Source organism: Aeromonas caviae (genome assembly GCF_000819785.1).
GTDB lineage: Bacteria > Pseudomonadota > Gammaproteobacteria > Enterobacterales > Aeromonadaceae > Aeromonas > Aeromonas caviae.
Genome location: NZ_CDBK01000055.1, coordinates 1 through 21,854, shown reverse-complemented (window position 1 = coordinate 21,854; position 21,854 = coordinate 1). Strand labels below are relative to the sequence as shown.

21 protein-coding genes, 2 tRNA genes, 1 pseudogene and 1 other annotated feature are annotated in these 21,854 nt (G+C 58.9%); of the genes and pseudogenes, 12 read left to right on the top strand and 12 right to left on the bottom strand.

What is annotated here, in order from left to right; all coding sequences use genetic code 11:
* Positions 1–53: 53 nt before the first annotated feature.
* From BN1120_RS09400 to cydD, 4 genes are all read right to left on the bottom strand, one after another.
* Entirely contained in the window at positions 54–440 is a 387-nt protein-coding gene (locus BN1120_RS09400; RefSeq protein ID WP_039039351.1) for a DUF488 domain-containing protein, read from the bottom strand.
* Positions 441–448: 8 nt separating this feature from the next.
* On the bottom strand, positions 449–820 hold the full coding sequence (rcsF, locus tag BN1120_RS09395) for an Rcs stress response system protein RcsF (protein ID WP_010673578.1): 372 nt from the start codon (positions 818–820) through the stop codon (positions 449–451).
* Between the two features lie 108 nt (positions 821–928).
* Positions 929–2,674, bottom strand: a complete 1,746-nt coding sequence (gene cydC / locus BN1120_RS09390; RefSeq protein ID WP_042015810.1) for a heme ABC transporter ATP-binding protein/permease CydC — start codon at positions 2,672–2,674, stop codon at positions 929–931.
* Complete coding sequence (cydD, locus tag BN1120_RS09385; protein ID WP_042015809.1) at positions 2,667–4,442, bottom strand: heme ABC transporter permease/ATP-binding protein CydD; 1,776 nt, start codon at positions 4,440–4,442, stop codon at positions 2,667–2,669. The genes cydC and cydD overlap by 8 nt, the downstream gene beginning before the upstream one ends.
* A gap of 201 nt (positions 4,443–4,643) precedes the next feature.
* On the opposite strand from cydD, the gene BN1120_RS09380 reads away from it, so the two are divergent.
* A tRNA-Gly gene (locus BN1120_RS09380) sits at positions 4,644–4,717 on the top strand.
* 94 nt (positions 4,718–4,811) lie between these two features.
* Positions 4,812–4,886 (top strand) — tRNA-Gly (locus tag BN1120_RS09375).
* Between the two features lie 136 nt (positions 4,887–5,022).
* On the opposite strand, the gene arcA is transcribed toward BN1120_RS09375, so the two are convergent.
* Positions 5,023–5,742: a two-component system response regulator ArcA gene (arcA, locus tag BN1120_RS09370; protein WP_010673581.1), complete on the bottom strand. Its 720-nt coding sequence runs from the start codon at positions 5,740–5,742 to the stop codon at positions 5,023–5,025.
* A gap of 385 nt (positions 5,743–6,127) precedes the next feature.
* On the opposite strand from arcA, the gene BN1120_RS09365 reads away from it, so the two are divergent.
* Both BN1120_RS09365 and BN1120_RS09360 read left to right on the top strand, forming a co-directional pair.
* A complete protein-coding gene (locus BN1120_RS09365; protein ID WP_080767967.1) occupies positions 6,128–6,526 on the top strand; it encodes a DUF3293 domain-containing protein in 399 nt (132 codons plus the stop codon).
* A gap of 107 nt (positions 6,527–6,633) precedes the next feature.
* Positions 6,634–7,113 (top strand): putative 4-hydroxy-4-methyl-2-oxoglutarate aldolase, encoded by a 480-nt coding sequence (locus tag BN1120_RS09360; protein WP_042015815.1) that lies wholly within the window; start codon positions 6,634–6,636, stop codon positions 7,111–7,113.
* A 3-nt stretch (positions 7,114–7,116) separates the two neighbouring features.
* Here the strand turns inward: BN1120_RS09360 and BN1120_RS09355 are convergent, their stop codons facing one another.
* Positions 7,117–7,593, bottom strand: a complete 477-nt coding sequence (locus BN1120_RS09355; RefSeq protein WP_039039355.1) for a hypothetical protein — start codon at positions 7,591–7,593, stop codon at positions 7,117–7,119.
* Positions 7,594–7,759: 166 nt separating this feature from the next.
* Here BN1120_RS09355 and BN1120_RS09350 point away from each other — a divergent pair, with 166 nt between their 5' ends.
* Complete coding sequence (locus BN1120_RS09350; RefSeq protein ID WP_039039356.1) at positions 7,760–8,149, top strand: META domain-containing protein; 390 nt, start codon at positions 7,760–7,762, stop codon at positions 8,147–8,149.
* 102 nt (positions 8,150–8,251) lie between these two features.
* Here BN1120_RS09350 and aceK read toward each other — a convergent pair whose 3' ends face one another.
* Entirely contained in the window at positions 8,252–9,979 is a 1,728-nt protein-coding gene (gene aceK / locus BN1120_RS09345; protein ID WP_010673586.1) for a bifunctional isocitrate dehydrogenase kinase/phosphatase, read from the bottom strand.
* 195 nt (positions 9,980–10,174) lie between these two features.
* On the opposite strand from aceK, the gene BN1120_RS09340 reads away from it, so the two are divergent.
* The 6 genes from BN1120_RS09340 (at position 10,175) to BN1120_RS09315 (ending at position 17,177) form a co-directional block, all read left to right on the top strand.
* Complete coding sequence (locus BN1120_RS09340) at positions 10,175–10,882, top strand: tRNA/rRNA methyltransferase (RefSeq protein WP_042015806.1); 708 nt, start codon at positions 10,175–10,177, stop codon at positions 10,880–10,882.
* Positions 10,883–10,951: 69 nt separating this feature from the next.
* Positions 10,952–11,085, top strand: a sequence feature (Thr leader region).
* A 57-nt stretch (positions 11,086–11,142) separates the two neighbouring features.
* On the top strand, positions 11,143–13,602 hold the full coding sequence (gene thrA, locus BN1120_RS09335; RefSeq protein ID WP_042015804.1) for a bifunctional aspartate kinase/homoserine dehydrogenase I: 2,460 nt from the start codon (positions 11,143–11,145) through the stop codon (positions 13,600–13,602).
* A gap of 13 nt (positions 13,603–13,615) precedes the next feature.
* Positions 13,616–14,596 (top strand): homoserine kinase, encoded by a 981-nt coding sequence (thrB, locus tag BN1120_RS09330; RefSeq protein WP_010673589.1) that lies wholly within the window; start codon positions 13,616–13,618, stop codon positions 14,594–14,596.
* Positions 14,593–15,867 carry a threonine synthase gene (gene thrC, locus BN1120_RS09325; RefSeq protein ID WP_042015803.1) on the top strand — a complete coding sequence of 425 codons (1,275 nt, stop codon included), beginning with the start codon at positions 14,593–14,595 and terminating at the stop codon, positions 15,865–15,867. Before thrB ends, thrC begins: the two co-directional genes overlap by 4 nt.
* Before the next feature lie 124 nt (positions 15,868–15,991).
* Positions 15,992–16,414: a YybH family protein gene (locus BN1120_RS09320; protein WP_042015802.1), complete on the top strand. Its 423-nt coding sequence runs from the start codon at positions 15,992–15,994 to the stop codon at positions 16,412–16,414.
* 496 nt (positions 16,415–16,910) lie between these two features.
* On the top strand, positions 16,911–17,177 hold the full coding sequence (locus tag BN1120_RS09315) for a hypothetical protein (RefSeq protein WP_042015800.1): 267 nt from the start codon (positions 16,911–16,913) through the stop codon (positions 17,175–17,177).
* A 1,000-nt stretch (positions 17,178–18,177) separates the two neighbouring features.
* On the opposite strand, the gene BN1120_RS21265 is transcribed toward BN1120_RS09315, so the two are convergent.
* From BN1120_RS21265 to BN1120_RS22010, 4 genes are all read right to left on the bottom strand, one after another.
* Entirely contained in the window at positions 18,178–18,609 is a 432-nt protein-coding gene (locus BN1120_RS21265) for a hypothetical protein (RefSeq protein ID WP_145983738.1), read from the bottom strand.
* Positions 18,610–19,890: an AAA family ATPase gene (locus BN1120_RS20725; RefSeq protein WP_197713273.1), complete on the bottom strand. Its 1,281-nt coding sequence runs from the start codon at positions 19,888–19,890 to the stop codon at positions 18,610–18,612.
* A 217-nt stretch (positions 19,891–20,107) separates the two neighbouring features.
* Positions 20,108–20,392 carry a transposase gene (locus tag BN1120_RS22015; RefSeq protein WP_461781721.1) on the bottom strand — a complete coding sequence of 95 codons (285 nt, stop codon included), beginning with the start codon at positions 20,390–20,392 and terminating at the stop codon, positions 20,108–20,110.
* 45 nt (positions 20,393–20,437) lie between these two features.
* Positions 20,438–20,626, bottom strand: a complete 189-nt coding sequence (locus tag BN1120_RS22010; RefSeq protein ID WP_231959434.1) for a hypothetical protein — start codon at positions 20,624–20,626, stop codon at positions 20,438–20,440.
* A 490-nt stretch (positions 20,627–21,116) separates the two neighbouring features.
* Here BN1120_RS22010 and BN1120_RS09300 point away from each other — a divergent pair, with 490 nt between their 5' ends.
* Positions 21,117–21,449 carry a hypothetical protein gene (locus BN1120_RS09300; RefSeq protein ID WP_231959462.1) on the top strand — a complete coding sequence of 111 codons (333 nt, stop codon included), beginning with the start codon at positions 21,117–21,119 and terminating at the stop codon, positions 21,447–21,449.
* Positions 21,450–21,602: 153 nt separating this feature from the next.
* On the opposite strand, the pseudogene BN1120_RS21475 reads toward BN1120_RS09300, so the two are convergent.
* Positions 21,603–21,854 (bottom strand): annotated as a pseudogene (locus BN1120_RS21475) (BCCT family transporter); the annotation flags it as partial.

Here is a 21,854-nt window from a genome sequence, read left to right as displayed (position 1 = left end):
AGGGCACCCCGGGGTGCCCTCTTCTCATGTGGGGTGTTCATCCATGACGGGGCTCAGCGCAGCAATGCACCCGCGTCGGCCAGCAGGGTCCTCAGCACACTGCGATGGCAGCGGGACTCCTGTTCGCAGTAGCATCCCACCGAGAAATGGGTGGTGTGGGAGAGGGCGGCCAGCAGGGCCAGATCGTGCTTCGCGGCCGGGGCGGCCATCTCGGCCTTGTACTGCTTGCAGAAAGCGGTCCACCGGGCCGGGGTGTCGGCAGTCTGACCGAGTTTCATGGTCTCGGCGCTGGGGGCCAGATTGGGGAACCAGACGTCGTACCAATCCTGGCTGGCGAACGCCGCTTTGGGCACGCCGCGAGGGGGGCGACGCACGGTGCCGATGCGAAGCCCCTCATCCTCGAGGCGGGGGCTGCCGAGTCGCACGATGGCGATCGCCATGGCAGGACTTACTTCTCTTCGGCCACTTTCAGCGCCTGACCGTAGCAGATCACCTGCTTCAGGCAGCCGGGCACGTCGCTGAACTCGGCGCACTTGTCGAAGCTGACGCCGTTGCCCCCCATGTCCGCCACGCGGCGGCGGGCCAGGGTGCGGGCTTCACCGGCATTGGGCACCGCCTGGTTGGCATCGCTCTGGCAGGATTCCCCCTCGACGGTGCCGAGGTAGAGGTAGTTGAGGTCGGCGAGCTCGCTCTGCTCGTAGATCCGCACGCTCCCCGGCTTGAAGTACTCGTCGAAGTTTTCCTTGTCCAGATTGCTGTTGAAGGCGAAGTCGGCGCAACCGGAGGCAATCAGGGGCATCATCAGGATCAGGCGTTTCATATCGGCATCTTGTTGGGTGGCGAGTGGGCCATTATAGGGGGCAGTCGCCGATGGCGACCAGCCCCATTTTTAGCCATATCAATGGATTGTAGCGAGACGACTCCCGGATCAGGCGGGAGCCAGTCGCCGGTGCAGGCTGCGGTAGTGATCATCTTCCAGTAGCTCCTGGTGGGGGGCACACAGACGGATGCGACCCTCTTCCATCAGGGCTACCCTGTCCATCCGTTCCAGCCCCAGCAGGCGGTGGGAGATGAGAAGCAGGGTGCGATCCGCCCCCAGGGTCAGCAGCAGATCCATGATCTCCCGTTCGGTCTGGGTATCGAGCCCTTCGGTGGGCTCGTCCAGCAGCCAGAGCGGTGCATCGTGGAGCAGGGCGCGGGCGATGCCGATGCGGCGGCGCTCCCCGCCGGAGAGCGGACGCCCGCCATCCCCGAGCCAGGCATCCAGTCCCTGTTCGGCCTGCTCACCCTCATCGTGGAGCAGAGTTCCGAGCCCCACCTGGGTGAGCACCTCGATGAGCCGTTCGTCGCTGGCTCCGGGGGCGGCCAGGGTGAGGTTGCCACGCAGGGTATCGGCAAACAGGTGGACCCGCTGGCTCACCACGGAGCAGGAGGCGCGCAGCGCTTCTTCGCTGTAATCGGTGAGGGGTTTGCCATCGAGCAGGATCTCCCCCGATAGGGCCGTCCACTCCCGGGTCAACAACCCCATCAGGGTGGACTTGCCACAGCCGGTCTGCCCCAGCAGCGCCAGCTTCTCCCCGGCATGCAGTTGCAGGGTGCACCCTTGCAGCACGGGAGCATCCTGGCCTGGATAGGTGAAATACAGGTCGCTTATCTGCACGGCACCCCGGGCAGCGGGGGCTTGCTGTGCTCCCCACTCCGGCGCCTTGGCCTCTTGCAGGATCTCGTTGAGACGGCGGGCGGAGGTGAGGCTGGTGGAGAGGTGCTGGAAGGCACCGGCCAGCGGCAGCAGCGCCTCGAAGCTCGCCAGGGTAGCGAACACCATAAGTGCCGTGATGGGGTCAGGGGCACTGCCACCGACGCCGTGACCGGCCAGCCAGAGCATCAGGGTCAGAGTCCAGCCGCTCAGCAACTGCACCGAGAAGGCGGCCAGGCCGCTGACGCGGGCCATGCGGGCCTGGGCCCGGATCAGGGCCTGCTCCGCCTGTTGCAATCCGGTGAGCGCCTCGGGAGCGGCGGCGAACATCTGCAGTTCGGCCTGGCCGTCCAGATAGTCCACCATGCGGGTACGCAGGTTGGACTTCTCGGCGATGAGCTGGCGGCCCGGCGCGCGCCCGGCAAAATAGAAGACCAGGGGCAAGGCCAGCATGCCAAAGAGCAGAATGGCTCCCAGCGTCAGCGCCAGGCGACCATCGAAGAAGGAGAGGAAGAAGACCAGTCCGGCGCAGCTCAGCAGCGCCGCCCCAATGGGGGTGATGAGGCGCAGATAGACGTGATCCATGGCATCGATGTCGGCCACCAGGCGGTTGAGCAGGTCAGCCTGGCGAAAACCGGCAAGGGAGCCGGGGGAGAGAGGGGAGAGCTTTTGCCAGAACCAGACCCGCAGCCGGGTCAGCACCCGGAAGGTGGCGTCGTGGCTCACGACCCGCTCGCCCCAGCGACTGGCGGTGCGCACGATGGAGAAGAAACGCACGCCCCCCGCAGGGGTCATGTAGTTGAAGGTGTCTCGGGTGGCGACCGCCAGCCCGGCGACGGCTGCGGCGGAGAGGAACCAGCCGGAGAGGGAGAGCAGGCCCATGCCGGCCACCAGGGTGACCAGGGCCAGCAGCAGGCCGATGGAGAGGCTGAGCCAGTGCTGGCGATAAAGGCGCAGGAACGGCAATAGATCAGTCATCGAGAGAGTCTCCGAAACCTTGGGATTGCGACAGGAGGCGGGCGAAGGGGCCCTCTGCCTCGCCGAGTGCGGCAAAACGTCCCTGCTCCACCAGCTTGCCGTGCGCCAGCACCAGGATGTTGTCCATCTGGCTGAGCTGATCGAGGCGGTGGGTGATCATCAGCAGGGTCTGACCTTGTGCGGCCTGTTCGAGGGCGCTCATGACGGCCCGCTCAGAATGGCGATCCAGGCTGGCAGTGGGTTCATCCAGCACCATCATCTGGGTCGTCTTGAGCAGGGTGCGGGCAAGGGCGATGCGCTGGGCCTGGCCGACGGAGAGACCGCCCGCCTGATCCCCGACCCGATAGTCCAGCCCTTTCTCATTGACGAACTCCCAGGCCTGGGCGCGCTTGAGCGCGGCTTCCAGCTCGGCGTCGCTGGCGGATGGTCTGGCCAGCAGCAGGTTGTCCCGCAGGGAGCTGTGGAAGAGTTGGGGATTCTGGGAGAGCCAGCCTAGCTGCTGGCGCCACTGGCTGATGTCCAGGGTACGAAGCTCCACTCCGTTGACGCACAGGGAACCGCGATAGGGGGCAAAACCGAGCAGGGCATTGACCAGGGAGCTCTTGCCCGCGCCGCTGATGCCGACCAGGGCGGTGCGCGTGCCGGCTTCCAGCGTGAAATCGAGGGGACCGACCAGCACCTTGCCCTCGGCGCTCAGCACTTCCAGGCTGCGGGCTTCTACCTTGACGGGGCCATCCGCATGGAAGGGGAGCGTCCCGGAGGCGGGTTCGCTCACGTCGGCCTCGAGAAATTCCAGCAGTTGTTCGGCGGCGCCAATGGCCTGTGCCTTGGCGTGATAGTGGGCACCGAGTTCCCGCAGCGGCGCGTAGAACTCGGGGGCGAGGAAGAGCACGAACAGGCCGGTAAAGAGGGTGACCTTGACGCCATAGCTGCCAAAGTTGAGGTGATCGATGTAGGAGAAACCGAAGTAGACGGCCACCAGGGCCACCGCGATGGCGGCGAAGAACTCCAGCACGGCCGTGCTCAGGAAGGCGAGGCGCAGCACCTCCATGGTGCGCTCGCGAAAATCTTCCGATGCATCGCGGATGGCCTCCCCTTCCGCCCGGGTACGCATGAAAAGCTGCAGGGTGCGCAACCCCTTCAGGCGATCGAGGAAGTGACCTGAGAGGCGCGCCAGCGACTGGAAGTTGCGGCGGTTGGCATCGGCGGCGCCCACTCCCACCAGGATCATGAAGAGGGGAATGAGGGGGGCCGTGCCGAGCAGAATGAGGCCCGCCGCCCAGTTGACCGGGAACACGGAGACCAGGATCACCAGGGGAATAAAGATGGCAATGGCCATCTGGGGCAGATAGCGGGAGAAGAAGTCCTGCATCTCTTCGATCTGCTCGAGCAGCAGGCTGGCCCAGCTACCGGCGGGGCGACGCTGGATATAGGCAGGGCCGAGCCTGGCGAGGCGGGTGAGCACCAGCTCACGGATGGCCTGGCGCACCGCACTGCCTGCCTTGAAACTCGCCACCTCGCGGCCATAGGCCAGGGCCGCCTTGGTCAGGGTCACCAGCAACAGACTGATGAAGAGGGGGGCGGAGTGCTCCGGCGTGGAGCCTTCGATGATGAAACCGTGCAGCAGGGTCGCCAGCAACCAGGCCTGCATCACCATCAGGACGCCCTGACCCAGCCCGAAGGCGATGGAGATGCCGATCCAGCGCCGACCATGGCCCGATTGTTTGCGCAACCAGCCATAGAGATGTTTCTGTCTGTTCTTGTCCATTACCACCCTCCTCAAACGAGTGGCGCAAGACTATCGTCGCCCCCACGGCTTGGCAACCTTGCAGAACCGGGCGGATGAACATCATTGTGTGAAAAATCGGCTTCATGCTCATTAGTTGGCCGAACAGCTTGATTTATGGCAAAAAATGCGAGGTCGGTGATTGCGCTCGGCGGCAAAATGCATATAGTAGAGGCCACTGACGCGGGTGTAGTTCAATGGTAGAACGGTAGCTTCCCAAGCTGCATACGTGGGTTCGATTCCCATCACCCGCTCCACATTCCAGATAGCGGCACGCGCCGTTGTCCATATCAGCCAGATGGCTGTCTGTCGTGGGGATTCCCCATCACACCGAGCACGTTTTGATGCCTAGCGGGCATCGTATAATGGCTATTACCTCAGCCTTCCAAGCTGATGATGCGGGTTCGATTCCCGCTGCCCGCTCCAGTCTTCACACAAAAAGCCCACTCCTGCGAGTGGGCTTTTTGTTGTGCATTTTTTGAGGGGGCAAGTTGCCTGGGGCGAGCCTTGCAGACATGGAAAAGGCGCCACAGGGCGCCTTTTCAACTCGGGAGTGGGAGAATTACTCCTGCTCCAGCTCGCCGCAGAAGCGATAGCCTTCGCCATGGATGGTGGCGATGATCTCAGGGGTGTCGCCCACGCTCTCGAAGTGCTTGCGAATACGGCGGATGGTCACGTCCACGGTGCGGTCGTGGGGCTTGAGTTCGCGGCCCGTCATCTTCTTGAGCAGCTCGGCACGGGTCTGGATCTGGCCCGGGTTCTCGCAGAAATGCAGCATGGCACGGAACTCGGAGCGGGGCAGCTTGAACATGTCCCCTGCCGGGCTGACCAGGGCGCGGCTGTTGATGTCCAGAGCCCAGCCATTGAACAGATAACGCTCTACCAGCTTCTTCTCTTCGCCACCGGCGGCCACGTTCATGGTGCGGCTCAGCAGGTTGCGGGCACGGATGGTCAGTTCACGGGGATTGAACGGCTTGGTGATGTAGTCATCTGCGCCGATCTCCAGCCCCAGGATCTTGTCCACTTCGTTGTCGCGACCGGTCAGGAACATCAGGGCGATGTTGTCATCTTCACGCAGCTCGCGCGCCAGCAGCAGGCCGTTCTTGCCCGGCAGGTTGATGTCCATGATCACCAGGTTGATGGTGTGGCTGGTCAGGGCCTGGTGCATCTCGTCACCGTTGTTGGCTTCCAGCACGATGTAGCCTTCGGCTTCGAAGATGCTCTTGAGGGTGTTGCGGGTGACCAGCTCGTCTTCGACGATCAGAATATGTGGTGTTTGCATGAGTATTCCCAGATTCTTATCAGTTAATTATCGAAATTTTAACACTCTTTGGCGTTATCCGACCGGTCCTGAAAATTTATTACGTCATCCTGGGTATGAATATCAGGTCGAATCATCGCGAATTTGGTAACTATGTCGGCAAGCATCCCTGTGCCGTACATGGGCTCTCAACAAGTCTGAACAAGAGAAGCCCGGAGAGGTAGTCCATTACAAAAGTTGCTGCATTTTATCAGTTAACAGGCGCATAACAACACTCTTTGCCGTCAGATAGCAACTTTTTAACTCAGCTTTGATATAAGTCAATCCCCGAGTTCGCTGCATCATACTTGGGCTGACCCGCTTTTTCGCCCTTAATAAATGTAATGGGATGTAACATGTGGTTGACATGACTTTGTGGGAAAACTACAGAAAAGTGTGCTTCATCGCCCCCTTTGCACCCCCCCACTGCCCAGCCTATGCCATTGTCACGGCCTGGAACCCGGCCAGCCGGTGGGTGGGGCTGCGCCGCAATGCCCGTCGCCAGCGAGCCCTTGTCCGGCAAGTGGGCGACTGTCCCGTCATGGGAGAGGTCTGGGGGAGCGATGAGGATGAGCGCTGGCAGGAGGCGTCGCTGTTGTTGCCGCTTTCGCTGCCAGAGGCGATCCGGCTGGCCGCCCGATTTGGCCAGAATGCCCTCTATTGGGTGCGTGAAGGAGAGCTCTGGCTGGTGCCCGTGTTGCTGGAAGGGCCGCCCTGTCATCTGGGGGCGCTTGCGTCCCGCTGGCGGTTCAGGCCTTCGGGCTGACATGGCCCCCCGCCATCCGCACAGGGCACCCGGCCGGTGGATTGTCAGCGCCCCGACATGATGAAAGAATGAGCGGACACATTTCACTCCATGGAAGGATGATGATCATGCTGGACCTGCTGCCCGACCTTTGCGATGAACATGGCGATGCCCTTAGGATCGCTGACCCCCTGTTTCAGGACTATGGCGGCAAGGCGCTGTTTTACGGCGAGGCCGTGACCCTCTCCTGCTTTGAAGACAACAGCCTGGTGCGTGAGCTGGTCAACCGTCCCGGCCATGGCAAGGTGATGGTGATCGACGGGGGCGGCTCCCTGCGTCGGGCGCTGCTCGGGGATCAGCTGGCCATCAAGGCGGTGGAGCAGGGGTGGGAGGGGATCCTCATCAATGGTGCCGTGCGGGATGTGGGGACGCTGGCGACCCTGGCGCTGGGGGTCAAGGCCCTGGCCCCCTGCCCGGTAAAGACCGAAAAACGGGGCCTGGGCACGCTGGACACCGTGGTCTCTTTTGCCGGTGTGACCATAGCGCCCGGCGACTATGTCTACGCCGACCTCAACGGTGTGCTGGTGAGTGGCGCCAGGCTCCTCTGAACCTCAGAAGTTGAAGCCCACGCCCAGAGTGAGAAAGTGTTCCGTGCTGAAGGCACTGAGTCCGTAATTGGCGGTGATGGCCAGGGAGGGTGTCACCAGCAGGCTGCTGTTGAGCTCAACCAGGGTGCTGGCCTTGCTCACCTCCAGTTGCTTGAGCTGGCTGCCGATGTTGAGTGACGGGGAGAGGCGATAGCGCACCCCAGAGCTGATATTGAACCCGGCCTGCCCGCTTTGGGGGCCGATGGCGGGGCCGGCCTCCATGTAGAGGCTGATGTCATCCTGAAGCGGGTATTGATAGCCGGTATTGATGAGCCAGAGGTCGAAGTTGTCGCCAAGATGGCTCTGGTTGCCGAGCAGTACGCCGGAATAGCTTTTGACGTAGAGCGGGTTGTCCGATTCGGTCTGGAGAAAACTCCAGTCGGCGGCCTGAGCCGAAAAGACGAGGCTGGATGCCATGGCGATGACGAGAGACTTGACCATTCGTTTCCCCTCCCTGGGTCCGAACAGGACTACAAGCATGGCACATGCCAGCGGGGAGTAAAGGGAACCCCGATCACAATAAAAGAGTTTTGATTGACGCTGCAGTCATGGTACACAGGCCCCTCACTCCGTGTCGTTACGACACGCTCCATCACGAGGTGAACTGATGAACAACAAACTGATCCTGCTGGCCGCTCTGGCCCTGGGAGGCTGCGCCATGACTACGGGTTCCACGCTGGCACAATTGCAGGCATCGACCTGGCAACTGCAAGGGGCGAGCGGTGATACCTTCACCCTGCAGGTCGCCGGTGACAAGGTGGCGGGCAAGGGCGGCTGCAACCGCTACTTTGGCGGCATCACAGAGCAGGGTGACGGCGTGTTGACGCTGGGCGCCATGGGTTCGACGCGCATGATGTGTGCGGGGGATCTGGCCGGCAAGGAAATGAACTACCTGCAGACCCTGGAGAAGGTGGCGAGCTTCCAGATCAGCGGCAAACAGCTGGTACTCAAGGATGCCGACAAGGCCACCTTGCTGACCTTTGACGCCGTGAAATAAGCCGGAATCTCGTCAAAGGCTGTCGCAGGCGCCCCCTGCGCCAGCGTGCAGAAGAATGTGAAAAGGGACGCCATGGCGTCCCTTTTTGTGCCTGATGTCGGGTCATCCCCCTCGCTGGAAGCGAAACCGCTTCTTGCGCCGGTAGGGATAGACATCCTCGAACATCCCCTCCTTGATGTTGCTCTGCAGCATCTTCCAGTAGTTGGCATCGAAGAGCTCCTTGTGCAACTGCATCATGATCTCCCGCACCTGGGGTTTTTGCAGCAGGAAGGTGGCGAACTCCTCCGGGAAGATGTCGTTGGGTGCCACCGAATACCAGGGTTCGGCGCTCCACTCGTCCTCCGGGTAGCGCGGCGGCGGGATCTGGCGGAAGTTGCACTCCGTCATGTAGCAGATCTCGTCGTAGTCATAGAAGACCACCCGGCCGTGGCGAGTCACCCCGAAGTTCTTGAACAGCATGTCGCCGGGGAAGATGTTGGCCGCCGCGAGCTGGCGGATGGCGTTGCCGTACTCCTCCAGGGCGAGGCGGGTCTGCTGTTCGTCCGCCTGATCCAGATAGAGGTTCAGGGGGATCATCTTGCGCTCGGTGTAGAGGTGTTTGATCACCAGCTTGTCGGCGGTGAGGGTAAGCGCAGAAGGCGCCACCGCCTTGAGCTCGGTCAACAGCTCCGGCGAGATGCGATCGAGGGGAAATTCGAAGTTGGTGAACTCCTGGGTATCTGCCATGCGGCCCACTCTATCGTGCTGTTTTACCAGCCGGTATTTCTCCTTCACCTGCTCGTGGCTCACCTCCTTGGGCGGGGTGAACTCGTCTTTTATCACCTTGAACACCACATCGTAGGAGGGGAGGGTGAACACGCTCATCACCATCCCCTTGATGCCGGGCGCGATGACGAACTGCTCCCGGCTCTGGGCCAGGTGCTGCTGATAGTGGCGATAGAGCTCGGTCTTGCCGTGCTTCTGGCAGCCGATGGCGTTGTAGATTTCATAGTCCGGCTTGCGGGGCATGATCTGGCGAAGGAAGGCCACAAAGAGCGCCGGCACCGGGGCATAGACCATGAAGTAGGCGCGGGCGAAGCCGAACACGATGGAAGCCAGCTCCGGCTCGAAGATGACGGTGTCCACATAGATGCTCTGACCGGTGCTGAGCAAGGGCAGGATGAAGGGATAGACTTCTCCCTTCACCCGGATGAGCCCCACCAGATAGGCTCCCTTGTTGCGATAGAACACCTCCCTGAGCAGCTCGATGGCGAAGGGCTCCTCGTGCAGGATGGCCGGGCCGCTCTCTGCCAGATGGCGGTGGATGTCCATGATGTCCCGCTGCTTGTCTTCGAAAGGGAGGGTGAAGCTGTAATCCCCGAGCAGCTGGCTCAGGGTCTGGGGCAGGTGGGAGAGATCGGTGCGATAGATACGCAGCAAGGATCCCAGATCAGGCTTGTCGCCCCGGCTCACGAAGGGGTGGATATAAAGGTTCTCGTCGCGGATGTTGCGATGGCGGAAGATGCGGCGATAGACGGAATTGAAGAAGGACTCCGCCACCTCGAAGTTCTCGCAGCGGGGCAGGAGATCGCTGAAGGCGCCTTTCACCTGCTTGAGCAGGGCCTGGGTCGGCAGCTGCTCCCCCATCATCTGTTTGATCTGCGCCGTGGTGGCGCCGACATGGTGATCATAGAGGCGGATGCGCTCTCGACCGGCGAGCTGCACCCCCAGCCAGTCGCTGTTCTCGAAACGGCTCTTGCTGCCCTGGGTTATCTCGAGAAAGCGGCTGTAAAACGACTCAAAACGTTGCAGGATCGTCTCGGCGACCGCCTGCTCCAATGGCTGCTGCATCTCTCTCTTCCTTGTGATCTGTCGGGCCCATGGCGTCAGTGCCCTGAGGCGGCGGACTCGCGTCCAAGGCCACTATGGCAACATCCAAACATCTGTTCAAGTGGCAATATTTCGGGATAAACGGTAGATTGCGCCCCTGTTTTGCCGACGGTTCGCCGCAGTTCGCGGCGTCGGCCCCATCCTGGAGAGAACCCGATGAAACTCTATTTTGTGCTGGTGTCGCCCGCCCGTGCCGCCAACGTGGGGGCTGCTGCCCGCGCCATGAAGACCATGGGCTTCGATGCCATGCGACTGGTGGGGAGCCGGGTGCACGAAGAGGAGGAGGCGAGCTGGGTTGCCCACGGGGCGCAGGAGATCCTGACGGATGCGCAAGCCTTCGACACCCTGGAAGAGGCCCTGGCGGACATGGATCTGGTGGTCGCCACCACCGCCCGGCAGCGCGGCCGCTACCAGCACTACCTCACCCCGGCGGACATTCGCGACCAGGTCCGGGCCAAGCCCTCCCTCGAGAAGGTGGCCATCGTGTTTGGCTGCGAGGAGTCGGGCCTCTCCAACGAACAGCTCGCCCAGGTGGATCTCATCAGCTACCTGCCTCTCAAGGTCTCATACCCGTCCCTGAACCTGGGTCAGGCGATCATGCTGTATGCCTATGAGTTGAGTCCGCTGCTCGATGACCAGAAAGTGAGCGACGAGCAGGACGTAGCAGAAAATTTCGAGAGTACCGGGCAGGTTCGCGTGCTGAAATCAAAAACAGCAGAATTGCTTGGTGAACTCGGAGTTTCGCAGGATGAAAAACTGCATCAATGGGTGATGGACCGAGTGCCCATGCTGCCGCAGCGGGATCTCAATATGCTCCATCTGCTCTGCAAAGACCTTGCCCGCAAGTTTGGCAAGGAGGTTTAGGTTGACAGCCCCTCGCCGGGCGCGGTATTGCTAACAACCAGATTCGTTCAAGAGTGTTCGTCATGCAGCTATTCACCAACATCATCACCACCACCATTATTACCGGTACCACCACAGGTGGCACTGGGGCCGGTTGATGCGCTGACGAACAAGCACAGAAATCAGAAAAAGGCCCGTACCCACCCAGTACGGGCCTTTTTTGTTGGATTGTTTTTAGACCAATTAGCAGATCAATTTGCAGGGAATACAGGGAGATAGCGATGAGAGTGTTGAAATTTGGCGGGTCGTCACTGGCCGACGCAGAGCGTTTCTTGCGGGTTGCCGATATCGCGGTGAATACCCATGGCCAATCCCAGGTGGCCCTGGTGCTGTCGGCACCGGCCAAGGTGACCAATCACCTGGTCGCCCTGGTGGAACAGACCAGTCGCGGCATGGATGCAAGCAGTACCCTGTTTGAGATCAACGGTATCTTCTCCCGCCTGCTGGCGGGGCTCAAAGCCGCCTATCCCGCGCTGGATGACAAGGCGCTGCAGGCTCGTTTGACCAGCGAACTGGATCAGGTCGAGCGGCTGATGCAGGGTATCCGTCTGCTGGGGCTGTGCCCGGACAACGTCCAGGCCCGCATCCTGAGCCGTGGCGAGAACCTCTCCATCGCCTTCATGCACGAGCTCTTGCGGGTGCGCGGCCTCGAGCTGGATCTCATCGTGCCCGAGCAGTTGCTGGTCACCGATGGCGGCTACCTCGAAGCCCATGTGGACATCGAAGCCTCCCGGGTGCGCTTCGCCGCCAAGGGCCTGCGCTCTGATTGTCTCTACCTGATGCCGGGCTTCACCGGTGGCAGCGACAAGGGCGAGACCGTGCTGCTGGGCCGCAACGGCTCCGACTATTCCGCCGCCGTCTTGGCCGCCTGCGTCGATGCCGAGTGCTGCGAGATCTGGACCGACGTGGAGGGCTGCTACAACTGCGACCCGCGCCTGGTACCGGATGCCTACCTGCTCAAAACCCTCTCCTATAAAGAGGCGATGGAGCTCTCCTACTTCGGTGCCAAGGTGCTGCACCCGAAGACCATCGCCCCCGTGGCCCAGTTCCACATTCCCTGCCTCATCAAGAACAGCTTCAACCCCCAGGGTCCGGGTACCCTCATCGGGGTCGATCAGGGGGATGACGATCTGAAGGTGAAGGCCATCTCGGATCTCTCCGGCATGTGCATGTTCAACGTCTCCGGTCCCGGCATGAAGGGCATGGTGGGCATGGCCGGTCGCATCTTCTCCGCCGTCTCCCGCGCCGGGGTCAGCATCGTGCTGATCACCCAGTCGTCCTCCGAGTACAGCGTCAGCTTCTGTATCCACAGCTACGACAGCGACAAGACCCGCAAGGTGCTGGAGCGCGAGTTCGAGCTGGAGTTCAAGAACCAGTTGCTGGACCCGCTCGAGATCATGACCGATCTGGCCATCATCTCCCTCATCGGCGACGGCATGCGTACCTCCAAGGGGATGGCGGCGCGCTTCTTCACCTCCCTGGCCCAGGCCTCCATCAACATCGTCGCCATCGCGCAAGGGTCGAGCGAGCGCTCCATCTCCGCGGTCGTGCGCTCCGGCAAGGTGGCGGAAGCCATCAAGGCGTGCCACCAGAACTTCTTTGGCAGCCAGCAGTTCATCGATCTCTTCGTGGTCGGGGTGGGCGGCGTCGGTGCAGCCCTGGTGGATCAGATTGCCCGCCAGCAGCCGGTACTGGCCGAGCAGGGCACCGGCCTGCGGGTGGTCGGCATCGCCAACAGCCGTCAGATGGCGGTCAACAAGGATGGCCTGGTCCTCGCCAACTGGCGTGAACAGCTGGTGGAAGCACAAGGCAGCTTCAGCCTGGAGGCGGTGAAGAAGCTGGTGGAAGAGAGCCACCTCATCAACCCGGTGATCGTCGACTGCACCTCGAGCGAAGCCGTGGCCGTCCAGTACGCCGATTTCCTCGGGGCCGGCTTCCACGTGGTCACCCCGAACAAGAAGGCCAACACCGGGTCGCTGGATTACTACAAGGCGCTGCGCCGCACCGCCCGCCAGACCCGTCGCAAGTTCCTGTACGAGACCAACGTGGGCGCGGGCCTGCCGGTCATCGAGAACCTGCAAAACCTCATCAAGGCCGGTGACAAGCTGCGGGCCTTCGACGGCATCCTGTCCGGGTCGCTCTCCTTCATCTTCGGCAAGCTGGACGAGGGGATGGCCTTCTCCGAGGCTACCCAGATCGCCCGCGGCAACGGCTTCACCGAGCCGGATCCCCGTGACGATCTCAACGGCATGGACGTGGCCCGCAAGCTGCTGATCCTGGCCCGTGAGGCCGGCATGGCGCTGGAGCTCTCCGACGTAGAGGTGGAGCAGGCGCTGCCGCCGGGCTTCGACGTCAGCGGCGACGTGGAAGCCTTCATGGCCCGTCTGCCCGAGGCCGACGGCTGGTTCCGCGACCAGTTCGCGGCGGCCCAGCGTGAAGGCAAGGTGCTGCGCTACGTCGGCTCCATCGAGGGGGGCAAGTGCAAGGTCGCCATCAAGGCGGTGGGCGGTGACGAGCCGCTGTTCAAGGTGAAAGACGGGGAGAACGCGCTCGCCTTCTTCTCCACCTATTACCAGCCCATCCCCCTGGTACTGCGCGGCTATGGCGCAGGGACCGAAGTGACCGCCGCCGGTGTCTTCGCCGACGTGCTGCGCACCCAGAACTGGAAGCAGGAGCTGTAACATGAGTTCAGAGATGAACCCGAATGTAGAAATCGGAGGCAGCGTGGTGGCCTATGCCCCGGCCTCCAGCGCCAACCTGAGTGTGGGCTTTGACGTCCTGGGGGCGGCGCTCGCCCCCGTGGATGGCTCCCTGTTGGGTGACCGCGTCCAGGTCAAATCGGCAGAGGTGCCTTTCGCTCTCTCTTCCGTGGGCCGTTACGCCCACAAGTTGCCGGACGACCCGAAAAAGAACATCCTCCACGACTGCTGGGTCGCCTATGGCGAGGCGCTGGAGAAGCGCGGCCTGGGTCTCAAGCCGCTGGAAATGGTGCTGGAGAAGAACCTGCCGGTGGGCTCGGGCCTGGGATCGAGCGCCTGCAGCGTGGTGGCGGCGCTGGAAGGGCTCAACGCCTTCCACGGCGCGCCCCTGAATGAACACGACCTGCTGCTGTTGATGGGGGAGATGGAAGGGAAGATCTCCGGCTCCGTCCATTACGACAACGTGGCGCCCTGTTATCTGGGCGGCATGCAGCTGGTGCTGGAGGAGGGGGGCGTCATCAGCCAGGGCATCCCGGTGTTTGACGAGTGGTACTGGGTGGTCTGCTACCCGGGCACCGTGGTCTCCACCGCCGCTGCCCGCGCCATCCTGCCGGCCCAGTATCGCCGCCAGGACTGCCTCACCTATGGCCGCCGGCTGGCCGCCTTCGTGCATGCCAGCTACAGCCGCCAGGAAGGGCTGGCCGCCAGCGTCCTGAAAGACGTCATCGCCGAGCCTTATCGCGCGGCCCTGATTGAAGGTTTCAACGAGGTGCGGGCCCAGGGGGCCCAGAACGGGGCGCTGGCCACCGGCATCTCGGGGTCCGGTCCCACCGTGTTCGTGGTGATGAAGGATCTGGCCCAGGCCGAACGCATGAAAGAGTGGATGGAAGCGCACTTCGTGCGCAATGAAGATGGATTTGCCCGGGTCTGCAAACTGGACATGGCCGGGGCACGGGTAACAGGAAGCGAGCTATGAATCTTTACAACATCAAGGACAAGAGTGAACAGGTGAGCTTCGCGCAGGCGGTGCGTCAGGGTCTGGGCCGAGAGCAGGGGCTGTTCTTCCCAGAGACCCTGGAGCCGCTGGCCGACGTGGATGCCCTGCTGGATCTGCCGCTGGCCGAGCGCTCGGCCCGCATCCTGAGCCACCTGCTGGGTGACGAAGTACCGGCTGCCAAGGTGAGCGAGCTTATCGACGCTGCTTTCACCTTCCCGGCGCCCCTGGTGAAGCTCAAAGATGGCACCTATGCCCTCGAGCTGTTCCACGGCCCGACCCTGGCGTTCAAGGATTTCGGCGGCCGCTTCATGGCCCAGTGTCTGGCTGCGTTCAGAACCAATGACAAGATCACCATCCTCACCGCCACCTCCGGCGACACCGGCGCCGCCGTGGCCCACGCCTTCTACGGCCTGGAGGGGATTGAAGTGGTGATCCTCTACCCCAAGGGCAAGATAAGCCCCTTGCAGGAGGCGCTTTTCTGCACCCTCGGCGGCAACATCCGCACCCTCGCCATCGACGGTGACTTCGATGCCTGCCAGGCGCTGGTCAAAGATGCCTTCGACGATGAAGGGCTCAAGACCGCCATCGGCCTCAACTCCGCCAACTCCATCAACATCAGCCGCCTGCTGGCCCAGGTCTGCTACTACTTCGAAGCCGTGGCCCAGTTGCCGAAAGCCCAACGGGCCAAGGCGGTCATCAGCGTGCCGTCCGGCAACTTTGGCAACCTCACTGCGGGTCTCATCGCCAAGGCGCTGGGGCTGCCGGTGAAGCGCTTTATCGCCGCCACCAACGCCAACGACACCGTGCCGCGCTACCTGAAAACCGGCCAGTGGGAGCCGCACCAGACTGTGGCAACCCTGTCAAACGCCATGGACGTGAGCCGCCCCAACAACTGGCCGCGCGTGGAAGAGCTGTGCCGTCGCAAGGGCTGGGCGCTGGAAACCTTGGGCTCAGGGATGCGTGATGATGCCCAGACTCGCGACGCGCTCAAACGCCTGCATCAGCTGGATTACCTGTGCGAGCCCCACGGGGCGATTGCCTGGGATCTGCTGAACGAGCAGCTTGGGCAAGACGAGGTCGGTGTGTTCCTCTGCACCGCCCATCCGGCCAAGTTCAAGGAGTCGGTAGACGAGATCCTGAATCTGGATGTGCCGCTGCCGGGCCCGCTCGCCAAGCACGCCGCGCTGCCGCTCCTGTCTCACGATCTGCCCGCTGACTTTGGCCGCCTCAAGACCTTCCTGCTCGGTTAAGCTGTCATGAGACGCTGACGATCCCCCGCTTTTTCGCGAAAGCGGGGGATTTTTTATGTCCGGTATTGATGTCCGGTATTGGGCGGGTAGCCCGCCCAGATCCCCCTGAAACAAGGAGCACGGCATGAGCCCGCATCCCCTTCGCACCCTGATCGAGACCTGTGACGCCGCCATCTCTCGGCGCGACTTCGACGCCCTGATGGCCTTCTACGCCGAAGACGCCGCCCTGGTGGTCAAACCCGGCATGGTGGTGCGCGGCATTCCCGCCATCCGCCGTGCCTTCAGTGCCATCTCCGATTACTTTGACGGTCAGCTTGAGGTGACCCAGGGCGCCATGGAGGTGATCGAGGGGGCCGACAACGCCCTGGTGATCATGGAGACCCGGCTGCGCTACCCGGTCGGGGAGGGCTGGTTCGACGAGACCCGCCGCGCTACCTATGTGTTTCGCAAAGAGCCAGGCGGGCAGTGGCGCTGCACGGTGGACAACTCCTACGGCACCACGCTGCTGGGGGCGCAGCAGCCCGGCGATCGGCCTGCAACCGACTAGCGCAGTCACACTGGCTCGGCGCAGCCAGAGTGCGTGTATAGCGTGCGTAATCAAGGCTCACCATCAAGGCCGTGCAGCCAGACCCGTTAGTCAGATTGAGTAGCCAGATTGAGTAGCAAGAGCCAAGCCATCCAGGCCGGGGAACCCGAGCCGCACGCAGGGCACCGCTCTGCCTGGGAGGGGGCATCACAGCGCAGCCCACGGCGCAACTCCCCGTTTTGGTTGTGCCTCACAACCTGCTGGCAGAAAGTGTGCTGACAGTGATTGCTGCGACGTTTTTACGAATCTGGTTTGCACTCTCGTTGTTATGTTCGCCCCTGGCAGCACAACCCTGTCTGTGGGTCATTTCCGGCCCTCCGTGGCCCGTTGACCCGGTCTGCCGTGGCTGCTAATCAGGGGACTGCTTGACACCCTTCATGGACGAGCAGAGCCGCAGATGCCTCGACGGCGCGGCTTATCGACAACAACACCACCACAGTGCAGGGAGCAAACCATCATGTGGCCGTACCGAAAAATAGTGACCCAGTCCCTCAAAACCCCCTTGATGATCGCCAGGATCATCTTTTACTTCGCTCTGATATTGCTGTTGCCGCTGCCTTTTATGGTGTCTGCAGACACCGTCCTGGCAGAAATCGGGCGCACTTATTACGCCCTGTTCTCATTGCCCATCGCCATGGTGCTGATGCTGATATCGAGCCTGATGGCCATCCTCATTGCCATGGTGGAGTCGCGCAACCAGCAGCCACCCCAAGGGCGGTGGTAAGAAGGTCCTTGCCTTTCAAGCCATCCAATAAAAAACCATCCCGGACGGGATGGTTTTTGGACTTCCAAATTGGGACACCCACTTTTTTGTTTGGCCCTGAACCCTCGACCTGCCATCCGTCAAAAAGGTGGGTGTCCCAGATTTCCTCACCGAATCAGCCCTGCTGGCCTGCATGGCCTACGTTGATCTCAATCCGATACGGGCAGCGATTGCCGACCGACCCGAGCAGAGTGACTACACCAGCATCAAGCAGCGCCTAGCTGAGCCCCTCACCACCGACGTTTTATCTCCGCTATTGCTGCCATTTGTCAGCAAGGGCAACCCGGATGACCTGCCCTATGCCTTCGCTGACTATCTAATCTTGGTGGACTGGACAGGGCGAGCCATCAGAACCGATAAGCGGGGTCATATACCGGCTCGTCTTGCGCCCATCTTGGTACGGTTGGGGTTGGATGGGTCTCGCTGGCTGAAGCTGGTGACGCTGTTTCGGCGGCAGGGTATCAGAGTGGTGGGCGACAGAGGCCATTGCCAGCAATTCGCCCAGCACTGTGGTCAGCGACGTTGTCATCAGCCGTTCCTTTGAATCGTTAATCCCACGCCATATCAAACCTCGGCATGTTATTCGATGCCAGGCTGGGCCGTGCCTGAACAAGAGGCTAGTTATGCCTCGATGGCCTGCTTGACGATTTTTTGGCCCTAATCCCTCGACCTGCCATCCATCAGAGCGTTGATAATCAGTCTGACTATGGCTTGCTCAGAAAGGTGGGTGTCCCAGATTTCTGGCCCGATTTTTATTGTTTTCTTGGGGTCAGTATTCATGATTGCAGAGATAGCCAGTCGAGCAGTGGCTGGCTCAGAAAGGTGGGTGTCCCAGATTTCCTACATAAAAAATCCCCCGGTCTTGATATAGAGAGCGGGGGGTTAATGGATTAGAGTTTTAGGATTGAGTTAACGTAAGAGCGTTTATTTATAAAAGTACAGGAAGATTTATCTAAAGATATTAATTTTCAATCTGTATTGATGCTCTCAAATTTTTAACAAATAGAACGACATTGTTCTTTTTATGGAATTCAAGGTTTCTTTTTCTAACTGTTGCTCCATGTTTAGGTACTCGACTTGTCACGGCATAACATTCTTTATGGTGACTTTTATATCTATCCTTTGTGTCATTAAGTGTGGATTGCAACTGAGATATTGCTTTATCTAAATTACAGCCTTTTAGTTCTATGAAAAGTGCGTGCTTATCTTCCTTGGATTTTTCTACTTCTATAATCCAGTCGCATTTTTCCCTGTCATCATTAATCAAACACCCATCTACTTGTACTTTTGTTATTTTTAATTTACTTTTGTTGATTACTTCAAATCTACTTTGATTTTCTTGGACAACAACTTTACTATCAGTACAAGAAACACTGCAGGTGGCATAGTCCATTTATTTCTCATCCGAGCAAGATAAAATATGATTCATTACTTTTTCAAAGTGCTCTGAAATTCCATCAAGCATGTCTGCGCCAATCATTCTGTATTCCGAATCTGCAATATCACTGGATATTCCATTGTTTATTGTGTATGCGGATATATCATCAAATGATATTGGCATTCCTAATCCATTTATTTCCTGGAACTGTTCTAATGTTATTTTATTATTATGTATGGCATCGTGTGCAAGAATAAAATTATTGATGGCGGATAGTATGTAAGGGCTGTGTGATGTAATGAAGAAATTTGTTCTTAATGAATTGTAGAGCAAGGATAATATAGAGACAACATGGCTTTGAGACGTAGGGAATAAATGTGCTTCAGGTTCTTCAATGAATAACATATTCTCTTTGGGGTTTGCTCTAAGCATGGGCCAAACACAAAGGACTAGCAGCATTGGTAGAGATTCTTGTTGACCGGATGAGGCGTTAACTAAATTGATTTTCCTTGATTTGTTTACTATCCAGTCTTGATCTTCATGGAACTCATAGTCCCCACCTACGATGCTATCTAACGCTTTATATAAATCAGTCAGTAGAGTCCTATGCTCTTTCATTAAATAGGAGTCTTTGTACCAACGCTTAGAGTTTTGATAAACGCTTCCAAATTCTTTTAAAAAAGGGTCGATATCTATATTTGATGCCAAGAAGGTAAATATGTTTTTTTGTAGGTTTGCAAAAAAAGATCTAGATGCGGGGATGAATATTGAATTAGAGAAAAATTCAGAGTATTCGCCGTGTCGTAATGGATCTATAATATGTTCATAGAAGACGTGTCTTTCTAAATTATTAATTTGACGAGTGGCTGAAAACTTTTCGCTACTCGTAAGTTCTTCTATTTTTTTTGTGTATAGTTTTTTCTTGGTACTAAATAATTTTGTAAGCTCTTCACTATAACTAATTGAGATATTTGTTTTTCCTCGAGCATTCTTGGTACCATTGATGACTATTTTTAGCTCTTTAATTTGATAGGTAATAGTAAAGCTTGTACCTTCCCAAGCATATCTAGGGAATTTTTTCTCAAAGTCACTAAGTAATTCCCTATCTAGTGTTCTCTTATCACTCTGCGATTGAATGGAATTAATGAAAATCATGGATGTATTTTTAAAGAAATATAATAATTTCGCTACAATGCTTTTCCCGTTTGCTTGAGGACCTATTATAATATTGATTTTTCTTATATTAATATCTGCCTTTTTTATTACAAGAAAATTTTGTATTTTAATGTTTTCCATTATGCGGAATTTCCTTTTGCTTAGCGGATGCAATACGATCGATTTATTTTATTTTTTGTCGAAAGATATTTGATGTATGTGTTTCTACGATATTAATCGATATCAATATATCGTATTTTTGGTTTTACTTAATTTAGCGTTAACCTACATGCTAATGTATCGAACTCGTAGGTTGAGGCTGATCGGAGCGAAGTTAAACGTTTACCGCGTGGTGATTTTACCACTCCATCTTAGAGTCAATATCAATGGCCCAATCACTGGTTATCCATCCCCGCTTGATATAACGATGAATGGAGGAGTAAGACCAATCAACCGGCTTGATGTAATAACCGCGTTTGGCCGGGTTGAAATGGATGTAATCGACATGGGCTTGCAGATCCCTGTCGTCCCGGGTCAGGTGTTCCCAATAGCGGCGTTGCCAGATGCCGCGTTCCCGCTTTCTGTGCCTGCTTTCCCGTATCCGTTCCGTTTTGGCAAGACCTCGTGAGAAGTCCGTCTTGATCAGGGACCAGCGTAGGGGATAGTCGCTGTCGTCCGGTGGCAGTTGTCAGATGGCATGAAGGTGTTCTGGCATCACCACCATGGCTACGATCTCGAACAGATGCTGCTGTCTGACGTGGCGTATGGCTTCGCGTAGCTGGTCGATATTGCGTATCAGCAGATCTTGCTGCCGGTCGGCCAGATTTACGGTGAAGAACCAGCAGGCTCCGCTGGCCATGGCGCGGCGATAGCGCATCAATTTCCCCTATTCAATGCTGAGATTGTTGGGTTGCATCTCGTTTGTTGGGGTTATCACTCATCTACGTTCTAATGCTCCTGAGGATGGTGGACAAACCCACGCTACCGCCCCTGGATTACAGCTTCCAATGCGCTCCATCGACCAGCGGGCGGGCCCGGATGGTGCTGTAGGCGCCGAATGACCAGCATATCCTTAAGCCCCATATGCAAACCAGTCAGAAAGTGACGCAACTATCAGGAAGATCTGCGTTTTTTGCGCCAGCTCAACAATCGCAGGGGCTGAACGGGGAGGAAGGGGCGGGATGTGGGATGGCGTATTCGGCGAGCCGGTGCGCTTTTTGTTGTCACGGGGCGGGGGGACTATAGTGCAGCGAGGCGAGAGTGCCTCGTTTGGCCCGCGTGAGTGGGGGCCAACCACAATGGATAGAACGATGGGAGTGTGACATATGAAGCGGATCCTGATGGTGTTGAGTCTGTGTGTGGCGGTCATGGGCATGGGAGTAGCCCAGAGCGCGACCTCTGGCGCGCAGCAAGAGTGCGAGGCCCAGGCGGCGGTGAAGAAGCTGGCGGGCGCCGCCAAGACCAGCTTTGTGGGCAAGTGCGTCAAGGACGCCTCCGCCAGTGCCAAGGCAAGCCAGTGCGAGAAAGCGGCCGCCGACAAGAAGCTGGCTGGCGCGGCCAAGAACAGCTTCGTACAAAAGTGCCTGAAGACGGACGCCGCCGCCGACAAGGCGACCCGGTGCGAGAAGGCGGCAGCGGACAAGAAGCTCGCCGGGGCGGCCAAGAACAGCTTTATCCAGAAGTGCGTGAAAACCGCCTGAGCCGGTGAGGATCTGACACCAACGCTGGTTGAGGCAGTGACGAGAAAGGGGCCCTGGGGCCCCTTTCTCTGTTGTGATGGGGGGTAGCCCTCGCCGCCAGTGTGCCCGGCCATAAGCTCCGGGCGCGGAGCTGACTTGATCCCTGCCTGGTCATCACTCTCCCTGGGTTGGCTGGGTATGTTCGGGGGCGCTGCTCAGCAGATCCTGCCCCTCGTCCTGGCTCAGCACCAGATAGCGCTCGTACTGGCGCAAGACGTCGGCACTCAGCTCGTCCCGGGTCAGGTACTGGATGTCGTAACCGGCACGTCCATCGGCAAAATAGGTGATGGGCTCGAAGATGCGGGCCTCGGGATCGTGGTTGTGGGCCGCCTCCAGGGGGTTGAAGGCGGCCCACAACCACGATCC

Excerpts from the sequence above, each read along its gene's own strand:
- BN1120_RS09400 (WP_039039351.1), bottom strand. The coding sequence starts at position 440 with ATGGCGATCGCCATCGTGCGACTCGGCAGCCCCCGCCTCGAGGATGAG.
- rcsF (WP_010673578.1), bottom strand. The coding sequence starts at position 820 with ATGAAACGCCTGATCCTGATGATGCCCCTGATTGCCTCCGGTTGCGCC.
- cydC (WP_042015810.1), bottom strand. The coding sequence starts at position 2,674 with ATGACTGATCTATTGCCGTTCCTGCGCCTTTATCGCCAGCACTGGCTC.
- cydD (WP_042015809.1), bottom strand. The coding sequence starts at position 4,442 with ATGGACAAGAACAGACAGAAACATCTCTATGGCTGGTTGCGCAAACAA.
- arcA (WP_010673581.1), bottom strand. The coding sequence starts at position 5,742 with ATGCAAACACCACATATTCTGATCGTCGAAGACGAGCTGGTCACCCGC.
- BN1120_RS09365 (WP_080767967.1), top strand. The coding sequence starts at position 6,128 with ATGACTTTGTGGGAAAACTACAGAAAAGTGTGCTTCATCGCCCCCTTT.
- BN1120_RS09360 (WP_042015815.1), top strand. The coding sequence starts at position 6,634 with ATGCTGGACCTGCTGCCCGACCTTTGCGATGAACATGGCGATGCCCTT.
- BN1120_RS09355 (WP_039039355.1), bottom strand. The coding sequence starts at position 7,593 with ATGGTCAAGTCTCTCGTCATCGCCATGGCATCCAGCCTCGTCTTTTCG.
- BN1120_RS09350 (WP_039039356.1), top strand. The coding sequence starts at position 7,760 with ATGAACAACAAACTGATCCTGCTGGCCGCTCTGGCCCTGGGAGGCTGC.
- aceK (WP_010673586.1), bottom strand. The coding sequence starts at position 9,979 with ATGCAGCAGCCATTGGAGCAGGCGGTCGCCGAGACGATCCTGCAACGT.
- BN1120_RS09340 (WP_042015806.1), top strand. The coding sequence starts at position 10,175 with ATGAAACTCTATTTTGTGCTGGTGTCGCCCGCCCGTGCCGCCAACGTG.
- thrA (WP_042015804.1), top strand. The coding sequence starts at position 11,143 with ATGAGAGTGTTGAAATTTGGCGGGTCGTCACTGGCCGACGCAGAGCGT.
- thrB (WP_010673589.1), top strand. The coding sequence starts at position 13,616 with ATGAACCCGAATGTAGAAATCGGAGGCAGCGTGGTGGCCTATGCCCCG.
- thrC (WP_042015803.1), top strand. The coding sequence starts at position 14,593 with ATGAATCTTTACAACATCAAGGACAAGAGTGAACAGGTGAGCTTCGCG.
- BN1120_RS09320 (WP_042015802.1), top strand. The coding sequence starts at position 15,992 with ATGAGCCCGCATCCCCTTCGCACCCTGATCGAGACCTGTGACGCCGCC.
- BN1120_RS09315 (WP_042015800.1), top strand. The coding sequence starts at position 16,911 with ATGTGGCCGTACCGAAAAATAGTGACCCAGTCCCTCAAAACCCCCTTG.
- BN1120_RS21265 (WP_145983738.1), bottom strand. The coding sequence starts at position 18,609 with ATGGACTATGCCACCTGCAGTGTTTCTTGTACTGATAGTAAAGTTGTT.
- BN1120_RS20725 (WP_197713273.1), bottom strand. The coding sequence starts at position 19,890 with ATGGAAAACATTAAAATACAAAATTTTCTTGTAATAAAAAAGGCAGAT.
- BN1120_RS22010 (WP_231959434.1), bottom strand. The coding sequence starts at position 20,626 with ATGCGCTATCGCCGCGCCATGGCCAGCGGAGCCTGCTGGTTCTTCACC.
- BN1120_RS09300 (WP_231959462.1), top strand. The coding sequence starts at position 21,117 with ATGGGCATGGGAGTAGCCCAGAGCGCGACCTCTGGCGCGCAGCAAGAG.